Origin of the sequence: uncultured Gardnerella sp. (assembly GCF_947280595.1) — a bacterium.
In the GTDB taxonomy this organism is placed as follows: Bacteria; Actinomycetota; Actinomycetes; order Actinomycetales; family Bifidobacteriaceae; genus Bifidobacterium; species Bifidobacterium vaginale_A.
The window spans coordinates 204,799-214,756 of the sequence record NZ_CAMYOS010000001.1 but is presented as its reverse complement, the minus strand read 5'-3'; the positions used below and the strand labels follow the sequence as shown (position 1 = coordinate 214,756).

The following is a 9,958-nucleotide window of genomic DNA, read 5'->3' as shown; positions in this document are numbered from 1 at the left end:
AAAGATGAGCCAGCTGTGATTTGCGGATGGATTGCGTTCACTGTTATTTTCCCGATTGCGATTGCTGCAATAATTTATTACTTCGAGAAGAAGAAAGCGGAAGAAATGAACGCTAGATTGCAAGCATTGCGTAAAGAAAATAAGTAAATTAGTTACAACTAAATAGTCGAATAAGAATAGTCGAATAAGAATTGAGTGGTGTTCATCTTCGCCTTTGAGGACGAACGCCACTCGATATTGTATGACGCTTGTTGAAAACGTACTAATTCGGCGTTTTGCAATATAATTTTTAAGAATTAGTCTTTTGTTATTGTTTTACCTGCATTAGCTCCAGAAGTTAAATCTTGAATTTCGCTAATTTCCATAACTGGAACTGCTGCAGGCTTTTTTGTGCCTTTTTCTTCTGCAATTCGCACTTGCTCCTCGTAAATCGCGTCATCTGTGTGAAGAGTTACAGTTCCGCGGAAGCGATAGCCTTTCTTTTCTGCTAAATTAGCAAACGCAACTACTAGCTGGCTTCCGTCTTGTAAGTTCTTAAAATGCTGTCCTGCAGTGCGTTCATGGTAGGCAAGGTGATTGTCATCAAGTACGAACATAGACATTTTTGGCCCTAAATCAAGCTCGCCATCTTTACTAATCGTTGCGATCCAAGCTAAATTATTTGCAATAAAATCTTTCATATCATCTGTGAGCTTTGCCATAATATTCCTTTCTATATTTTTAATTGCATTCATTATATTTATTTTATGCAATTAAGTTACAAGTAATCTTTATTGATACATTACGCTTATTGTGGATTGTATACGAGAGCTTAACGTAAAAAATTTCAAAGTTGTGATATAAATCACCGATTCCGAAATATATAAAGTCTATTTACATAATACGACTGTTGTTTGGGGTGAAATTTCGGAAATTTTACAAAAAAACGCTGAAGAGCTGTACTTTTCCTTTATTTGTGTATATTCTTATGATTTTATAAAGCATTTTTGCCAACTTAAAGAAAAATTTAAGGCATAGAATTGGAAGGAGTGACATGAGTATACAGAATGATGTTCAACCAAGGCAGTCTAATCGAATGAGCGTAAATATTGCTCGAATCATGTTGCTAACTTGTGCTGCGATTTGGGGCGGTAGCTATGTTTCTTCAAAATATGCTCTTAATGTTTTTCACCCTCAATGGCTTATGGGTGTGCGCATGATCGGCGCATGCTTAATAATGGGCGTGATTTTCTTTAAGACTATTCGTAAAACTTTTACGTCTAAGTTGATTATTCCTTCTTTATTAACAGGAATTACGTATTACGCAACGCTTGTATTGCAAACTGAAGGTTTGCGTTGGGTTGATCCTGGTAGAAGTGCATTTCTTACTGCCGCGTATTGTGTGATTGCGCCATTTTCTGCATGGCTTATTATTAAAAAGAAGCCTACTGTTCTAGGCATTGTTGCAGCTTTCACGTGCGTAGTAGGTGTTGGTTTTGTTGCTTTGAAGCCAGGTATGTTCGCATTAGCATTCTCTAATGGTGATTTTTTGACTTTAGCGTGCGCTGCTGCATTCGCGTTTAATCTTACTTTTTTGGCTTATTATTCGCGAAAATATAATCCTATAACATTAACCTTTGGTCAATTCGTTGTTTCAGGAGTTCTATTTTTAGCTGGAGCTGTTATTAGTGAGCCATTACCAAACTTTAGTGAATGCACTCAATTAGGCACTATTTTCAATATGTTCTATTTGATTGTTGTTGTAACTGTAGTTGCGCAGATTATGCAAAATTATAGTCTTGTTTATCTTTCTACAGCTAATGCTTCTGTGATTATGTGCACAGAGAGTTTGTTTACATTGGTTTTTTCAAGTTTGCTTTATGGTGAGCGTGTAACTTATATGGCTTTTGTTGGGTTTGCTTTAATCTTTGCTGCTATTTTGCTTGCTAGTCTTTCTGAGCATATAGCGCATAAAAAGATTATTAAGAATACTCAAAATAATACGAAAGAGAAAGATTGTGTTGCATTGTTGCCTGTAACTTAAATGCTAATCTTAAGTTTTGTAACATTGTTTTGCTTACAATCCAGATTTTGGATTGTAAGCATTTTTTTATTTTCTACGAACGAAAACGCTGAATAACTTTATAAGTTTGTTTCTGTTTTTGCTTAAAATGTTGATATTTCAAGGGCTTTTAGTATGAAAAAGGGCTCCTAGTGATTTGCTAGAAACCCTGTTTGTGGAGCTAGGGGGATTCGAACCCCCGACCCCCTCCATGCCATGGAGATGCGCTACCAGCTGCGCCATAGCCCCGTTTTTAAATATACAGTTCAAACGAACCTTTGATAGAATACAACAAATCTTCTTTTTATCCAAATGCGGCGTGTCGTATAGTTTTATATCTAGTCGTAGATGCAATTGCTAGTATTCTTAATATATTTTCGTTTTTTTTTACTATTGTTTTTATTTCTTTCACTTTAAGATTTATTTATTTAATCAATCAATCAATTTAATCAATCAATCATCCACTTACTAAATTACCTAATTACACAATCATTTAATCATTTAATCAATTGCTTTTAGGCATATTAGTTACTACCTGTTCCAGAGTTTCCTTTAGTAGAGGAGCTTCCAGATCCTGAAGATGAGCTAGATCCTCCAATAGATCCTGATGAGCTTCCAGATCCTCCAATAGATCCTGAAGAGTCATCTTGAGATCCAGATTCTGAAGATGATTGAGATCCGGAAGAATCCTCTGTAGAACTTTCTCCATTAGATTGTCCATTTGTATCTGTTTGAGAACTATGATTTGGATCATTTTCATTATTACGCGTTGTACTATTATTAGTATTCGATTCTGATCCAGGTTCAGAATCTTTAGATTTTTCGTGTGAATCGTTAGAATCGTTTGAATCCTCATAATCATTATTTGAAGGATTTTCTGTATTATTTCCTTCCCGATTTTTCTTTTGTTTATAATTCTTCTGATTTTGATTCGTGTTTTGCTGTTCTATAGGCTGATTTATGTTATCTGTGCCTTTTCCTTGAGTTAATAATAATATTGCTCCTGCTGTTATAATCACAGCAACTAAAGCACTTAATATTGCTACAATTATTACCAATTTTTTATATTTATTTTCGGCTATGTCGCTATTGCCGTTTTCGTTATTGTATGAATTATTGCGATTATATGAATTTGTATAATTTTGTGAATTTTGTAGTGCTTTTGAAAGTGCAATAGGCTCATCTGAACCCTCTGAAAGTTCCATATCTTCTTCGCGTTGTTCTCGAATTGATGCAAGTTCCATAACGCGAGTGTTGTTAATACTTTCTTCATACGCTTCTGAGCTAATCGTGCGTGCTTTATGTGTTTTATTATTGTTATTACTGTCATTTACTAAGTTTGCAATATTGGTCATGTTTTCATCTCCAATTGTTTGCATAATCTCAGTGTCGTCTATTTTATTAGATGTGCGGCTCAGGTTTTGGATTTTTTCTTTTGAAGCACGTATAAGATTTTGATAAAATTGCGATGCTACAGCAGATACTATTGAACCTATTGCAGCTCCAATTACAGATCCTGCTATTCCAATTTTTGACGACAATAAGAGTGATGTTACTGCTGCAAGAGAGCCTGCGAGTACTTGTATAAATGATATGCCTTTGAAGAAGTTCTTCACGAGTACTACCTTAAACGAAATTATTATGTAACGCTGATAATACTAAAGAATTATACACAATTATGCAACTAATAATTATAAAAAGAATCCTCGCTACATTTAAGTAACGAGGATTGCAATAAACTCTAGTCTGCATGCAGTTACATGCACGAACCTCACAGAGCGTTAATCGCGAGGGCGAGAGCAGACTTACGGTTAGCAGCCTGATTCTTGTGAATCACGCCACGACCTGCAGCCTTGTCAAGCTTCTTAGCTGCGACTGCGAAAGCAGTTTCAGCTAAAGCTTTGTCACCGGCGGCGATAGCTTCGCGAGTAGCGCGGATAGCGGTTTTCAAAGCCGACTTAACGGCTACGTTACGCTTATGCGCTTTCTCGTTAGTGAGCACGCGCTTCTTCTGCGACTTGATGTTTGCCACTGTTACTCCAAACGACGTTTGCTATATAAGGACATACAGAGGGAAAGCATAGCATGATTGTAGGATAAATTGTTTTTATGAAATTGATTAGTGTAGATAATTTCATATTGTTCGCAAATGACTAATATTAAGGTAATATAGTTTACTTGCAGCATAGTTGTGAATTTTTGGATTACATATTCTTATATTTGTGATTATAAATTTTACTATGTTGCATCGTATTTGACTTATTAGCACGTATAGAAGGAGATATTTGCTTTGATTACATCGCATAACCAGCCAGGATTTACGGATCAATCGTTGATACGCAATTTCTGCATTATTGCGCATATCGATCATGGCAAATCTACTGTAGCTGATCGTATTTTGCAACTTTCCGGAATAGTTCCAGAGCGAGAGATGAGAGATCGTTTCTTAGATCGTATGGATATTGAGCAAGAGCGCGGTATTACTATTAAATCTCAGGCTGTGAGAGTTCCATGGACTTTTGAAGGCAAAGAGTATTCTCTTGGAATGATTGATACTCCAGGACATGTTGATTTTACTTATGAAGTTTCGCGCGCGCTTGCAGCTTGTGAAGGTGCTGTATTGCTTGTTGATGCAACACAGGGGATTGAAGCACAGACTCTTTCTAATCTTTATATGGCAATCGATCATGATTTAACTATTATTCCTGTTCTTAATAAAATTGATTTACCTAGCGCTGAGCCAGATAAACATGCTGAAGAAATAGCTGGTCTTATTGGTTGCAAGAAGGAAGATGTTCTAAGAGTTTCTGGAAAAACTGGTGAAGGCGTGAAGGATTTGCTAGATCAAATTGTGTTAGAAGTTCCTTCTCCGCATGGCGATCCAGCTGCTCCTGCTCGTGCTCTTATTTTTGACTCTGTTTATGATTCTTATCGCGGAATCGTCACATATATTCGTATGGTTGATGGAGAATTAAAATCGCGCGAAAAACTTCATATGATGGGCATTAGCATGACGCACGATCCGATTGAAATTGGTGTTATTAGCCCAGACATGACTCCTACTAAGGCGCTTGGAGCTGGAGAAGTAGGTTATGTTATTACAGGTGCAAAAGATGTTAGCCAGTCTAAAGTTGGCGACACTATTACTTCTGCTGCAAATCCTGCGACTGAGCCTTTAGAAGGATATCGTGATCCAAAGCCTATGGTTTATGCAGGCTTGTTCCCGATTGATAACGCTCAATTCCCTGAGCTTAGAGATGCTCTTGATAAGCTTAAGCTTAATGATGCTGCTCTTATTTACGAGCCTGAAACGTCAGTTGCGTTAGGTTTTGGTTTTAGATGTGGATTCTTAGGACTTCTTCATATGGAGATTGTTTCTGAACGCTTAAGTCGTGAATTTGGCTTGGATCTTATTTCTACTGCTCCTAACGTGACTTACGACGTGACAAGCGAAGATGGAACAGAGCATCATGTAACGAATCCTAGCGAATTCCCAGAAGGCAAGATTAAGCGAATTATTGAGCCAATGGTTGCTGCTGATATTATTACGCCGAAAGAATTTATTGGCGCTGTAATGGACTTATGTCAAGAGCATCGAGGTGAGATGGGAACAATGGAATACATTAGTTCCGATCGCGTGGAAATGCATTACCGACTACCTCTTGCGGAGATTGTTTTCGACTTCTTCGATCAACTTAAAAGTCGTACGAAAGGTTATGCTTCTCTTGATTATCATGAAGATGGTGAGCAATCTGCTGATTTAGTTAAGGTCGATATTCTTATTCAAGGCGATAAAGTTGATGCTTTTAGTGCGATTGTGCATCGCGATAAAGCTTATTCATATGGCGTTATGATGACTAAGAAACTTCGTGGTCTTATTCCACGTCAGCAGTTCGAGATTCCAATACAAGCTGCAATTGGATCTCGTATAATCGCGCGTGAAACTATTCGTGCTCTTCGTAAAGATGTGCTTGCAAAGTGTTATGGCGGAGATATTACTCGTAAACGCAAGCTACTTGAAAAGCAGAAAGCTGGTAAGAAACGAATGAAGATGCTTGGTCATGTTGAAGTTCCTCAAGAAGCATTCGTTGCAGCATTGTCAACAGATGAAAGTGCAAACGACAGAGATACTAAAGATAAGATTCGCGCTGCTCAAAAATCTGAAGGCTGATGTGTGTTGGAATCTGAAGTAAGTAAAGATGCGAATAGTTGCGATATGAGTAATTGCAAAATTAAAGCAGATTCGCTCCAATTATTGAATATGCATACGCCGTTTGAAGTATATATTCACGTTCCTTTTTGCTTAAGACGCTGCGGATATTGCGATTTTAATACATATACTGCGAGCGATATGGGTGAAGGCGCTAGCAGGGAAGGATATGCGGATATTGCGATTCGCGAAATGAATCTTGTACGTAAATGGCAAGAATTTCATGGAATTTGTGAGCCTGAAGTGCAATCTGTTTTCTTTGGAGGTGGAACTCCTACTGTTCTTAAAGCGCGTGATCTAGTGCGAATTTTTAAAGAAGTGAAGAATCTTTGGGGTATATCTAAAAATGCTGAAATTACTACTGAAGCAAATCCAGATACTGTAGATGAAGCATATATTTCAGAGCTTAAAGATGGTGGTTTTACAAGAATATCGTTTGGAATGCAATCTGCAGTGCCACATGTTCTAAAAACTCTTGACCGTACGCATACTCCAGAAAATGTCGCTCGTGGAGTAAATGCTGCTAGAGATTGTGGTTTGCGTTCCAGTGTTGATCTTATTTATGGCGCTCCTGGTGAGAGTTTGTTTGATTGGAAAAAGTCAGTAGAAATGGCTTTAAGTTTGGGTGTTAATCATATTTCAGCTTATGCCCTAACTGTTGAGTCACATACTAAAATGGGTCGCCAGATTTCTAAAGGTATTATTGAAGCTCCAAATGATGATGATGAAGCTCAAAAATACGAGATAGCAGATGAACTGTTTTCATCTTCAGGATTTTCATGGTATGAAATTTCTAATTGGGCGCGTTCAGGATTTGAATCTATACACAATCTAGGTTATTGGAAGAATATTGATTGGGCAGGTATTGGTCCTGGAGCTCACTCGCATTATAACAAAGTTTCAATGCTCTCAAAACAAAGTATGGATTCAAATGCTTTGAAAGCGGATTTGAATAAAAATTATAATCTTCGATCATGGGATATTTTACATCCAAAACATTGGGCTCATGCGATTAACTCTGGAAATGTTCCATGGCAAAACTATGAGTGTATAAACGAAGAAGATGCTTTGATTGAAGAAGTTATGCTTGGGCTCAGGATTAGAGATGGTCTTGATATAGAAAATCTTAAAAAGAAAATGCGTAATAGCTGTAATAGAAATAATAATAATTTTGATGATTCGTATTTGAAAATGGCTATTTGTGAAGTAGTCGAAGAAGGTTTAGCAAATTTGAATGAAGGATGTCTTGTAGCTACAAGAAAAGGCAGATTGCTTAATGATCTTTTAATAGAAAAAATTGTTGATGCTTGCGAAGATGGTAAAGCAACACGCTAAATCTAATTCTTTAGAAGAAGTTCCAAGCATGGCTCTTGTATGCGATACTATATTGTTATATTGCATGAAACGAGCGTAGAAAGGAAATAGATCATGGCGAACAGGAAAGAACGTCGTGCTAGGGATAAGCAAAGTCGCAAAGGAATCCCATCTCAATATGATCAAACTAAAGGGCGCGGTCGTGGTGGAATGCTTGACGAGTATATTCTTCAAGATCGTTCTAGAAGACTTTCATCATATAAAAATGGAGAATGGAAGCCTACATCAAATGTTACAGCTGAAGAAGAGAAATTTACGCGCGCAGTTCGCCGTGCTAACTGCGGTGATGAAACTTTCAATGCTGTTCGTAAAGTTATAAGCGTGTTCTCATGGGCTGTGATTTTGATTTCTGCTTTCGCATTCTTTGTGCTTATGTGGTTTAAGAATCAGCCTATTTCACTTGTTATTACAGTATCGGTATTGTTTACTATTGGAGTTTTTGGCTTGTTCTTTACAATTGGTAATGCTAAAGGAAATCCTCGTCTGGATGATCATGGCACAGCGCTTTAATTATTTTGAGTTATCAAAATAACAAGTATTGCTTAATAATATTGCTTAATAATATTGCTTAATAATATTTCTCGATATTATTAAGCTTTATTTTTTGCGCTCGCACTATATGCACAAAAATAGAGTTGTAGGACAAAATCTTGTGTTGTGGAACAAAATCTACAACGTGGCAATTTGTTATAATGTATTGATATTTCTTTGTTGTAATAGTACGTTCTCAAAAATTTTCATATATATTCCGAGTAAATAAACAGTTTATTCAAATGATTTCTTAAGGTTATATATGTTAGTCTTTTTCGATATATTAAAGTAAAAGTTTTACTTTAATAAGTGAATAATGATATAAATAATAGAAAGTATGTAAATAAATTATAAAAATATTCCGTGTAATGTATTTCAGTGGAGAAAGGCATTTTATGACATTTATTTCTCGCGCAATTCGATATATTGCAAGAAAGCGCATTAAGAGTTTGATAATTTTTGCTATTCTTACTTTAATCTCAACGCTATTATTATCTTCTCAAGCTGTTAGTTTTGCATCTCTTAGAGAAAGTGAAAAAGTAGAAAGTCAATCTTCGTCTAGTTTTGTTCTTTCTAATAATCCTCAATTTAATACTGGAACTCCTAGGGGAGCTGGCACAGTAAAGCCTGAAGACGTAGCTAAAATTTCTAAAATTTCCGGAATTTCCTCGTATGTAGTTCGCCAAAATGTTACTGCTGATTTAGTTGATGCTAAAGCTGCGCGTATTAAAGGAGTCAAGGATTATGATTCAAAGCGCGAAAAACAATTCGGTAATGCTGTTAATTTAGAAGGAACAAATGATTCTGCTTCTCTAAATGCTTTTGTGACTAAAACGATTTCTTTAGTTAAAGGAAGGCATATAAATTCAAATGATTCTCATACTTCATTTATTCATGAGGATTTAGCTAAATTAAATAATTTACACATAGGCGATAAGCTTATTTTAAAAGCTAATCCGTATGATGCAGATAATGTTAATCAATCTAAAGAAAGTGTCACAACTACTATTGTTGGTATATTTGGTGGCGCTAATAATCGAAGTGTTGCAACAAGAGCGGAACTTACTGCGAATACTATTTACACTGATTTGAAAACCACTAGAGAGCTTTATAAGTATGAGCCTCAAAAAGAAATATATCAGGATGCAATTTTCTTTGTTAAACATGGTTATGATGCAAATCAAATTATAAAAAAGGCGTCTTATTTGAATATTGATTTGCAATCATATCAATTAACTAGGAATGATCAATTTGTTTCTGGTCTAATATCTGCTGCTAAAGGTGTTCGTTCTATGATGAACGTTACGACTATAGCTGTTATCGTCTTCGCAATTATTGCTTTAGGATTGGTTTTGCTTTTGTATCTTAATGAAAGACGCAAAGAAATGGGAGTGCTAATTTCTATTGGAGTAAAGAAAATTTCGATTATTTTCCAATATATTAGTGAGATTCTTTTTATATCAATTTTCTCAATCATAGTTGGATATTGCATGTCATTGTTTGTTTCCAAATGGATGGGAAGCTCTGCATTAAATTCTGTCAACAGTTCTTCTGCTAGTGAATTGAGTAATATGGGTCAAGCTGGTGGAAATCTTGAGTCAAGTATGGCAACAAGAACAATAGATAAACTTATTGTTAGTGTTGACTTGAATTGTATTGTAATTACATCTTTAATTATTGTTTTCGTAGTCGTAATTGCAGTATTTATATCAAGTTTGCCAATATTAAAGAAAACTCCTAAAGAGTTGTTGGGAATGCAAAAATAGTTTTTATAAATTTTATAAAACTGTGTATTTTTCAAG

At 35.9% G+C, this 9,958-nt stretch carries 8 protein-coding genes, 1 tRNA gene and 1 pseudogene; 6 read left to right on the top strand and 4 right to left on the bottom strand.

Annotated elements, in window-relative coordinates:
- Positions 1-147: pseudogene (locus tag Q0X59_RS00895) on the top strand (DUF3021 domain-containing protein); the annotation flags it as partial.
- Between the two features lie 149 nt (positions 148-296).
- Here Q0X59_RS00895 and Q0X59_RS00890 read toward each other — a convergent pair.
- Entirely contained in the window at positions 297-701 is a 405-nt protein-coding gene (locus Q0X59_RS00890) for a pyridoxamine 5'-phosphate oxidase family protein (protein ID WP_075523232.1), read from the bottom strand.
- A gap of 332 nt (positions 702-1,033) precedes the next feature.
- On the opposite strand from Q0X59_RS00890, the gene Q0X59_RS00885 reads away from it, so the two are divergent.
- Positions 1,034-2,023 (top strand): DMT family transporter, encoded by a 990-nt coding sequence (locus tag Q0X59_RS00885; protein ID WP_297642491.1) that lies wholly within the window; start codon positions 1,034-1,036, stop codon positions 2,021-2,023.
- Between the two features lie 194 nt (positions 2,024-2,217).
- Here Q0X59_RS00885 and Q0X59_RS00880 read toward each other — a convergent pair.
- The 3 genes from Q0X59_RS00880 to rpsT all read right to left on the bottom strand — a co-directional run bounded on the left by Q0X59_RS00880 (position 2,218) and on the right by rpsT (position 4,073).
- A tRNA-Ala gene (locus tag Q0X59_RS00880) sits at positions 2,218-2,290 on the bottom strand.
- A gap of 275 nt (positions 2,291-2,565) precedes the next feature.
- Complete coding sequence (locus Q0X59_RS00875; protein WP_297642489.1) at positions 2,566-3,657, bottom strand: hypothetical protein; 1,092 nt, start codon at positions 3,655-3,657, stop codon at positions 2,566-2,568.
- Between the two features lie 155 nt (positions 3,658-3,812).
- Complete coding sequence (gene rpsT, locus Q0X59_RS00870) at positions 3,813-4,073, bottom strand: 30S ribosomal protein S20 (RefSeq protein ID WP_075523229.1); 261 nt, start codon at positions 4,071-4,073, stop codon at positions 3,813-3,815.
- A 258-nt stretch (positions 4,074-4,331) separates the two neighbouring features.
- On the opposite strand from rpsT, the gene lepA reads away from it, so the two are divergent.
- The 4 genes from lepA (at position 4,332) to Q0X59_RS00850 (ending at position 9,922) form a co-directional block, all read left to right on the top strand.
- Positions 4,332-6,212: a translation elongation factor 4 gene (lepA, locus tag Q0X59_RS00865; RefSeq protein ID WP_103042987.1), complete on the top strand. Its 1,881-nt coding sequence runs from the start codon at positions 4,332-4,334 to the stop codon at positions 6,210-6,212.
- Positions 6,213-6,257: 45 nt separating this feature from the next.
- Positions 6,258-7,586 (top strand): radical SAM family heme chaperone HemW, encoded by a 1,329-nt coding sequence (hemW, locus tag Q0X59_RS00860; protein ID WP_297642513.1) that lies wholly within the window; start codon positions 6,258-6,260, stop codon positions 7,584-7,586.
- Positions 7,587-7,679: 93 nt separating this feature from the next.
- A complete protein-coding gene (locus Q0X59_RS00855) occupies positions 7,680-8,135 on the top strand; it encodes a tripartite tricarboxylate transporter TctB family protein (protein WP_075523227.1) in 456 nt (151 codons plus the stop codon).
- Positions 8,136-8,551: 416 nt separating this feature from the next.
- Positions 8,552-9,922, top strand: a complete 1,371-nt coding sequence (locus Q0X59_RS00850; RefSeq protein ID WP_297642486.1) for an FtsX-like permease family protein — start codon at positions 8,552-8,554, stop codon at positions 9,920-9,922.
- The last annotated feature ends 36 nt before the right edge of the window (positions 9,923-9,958 follow it).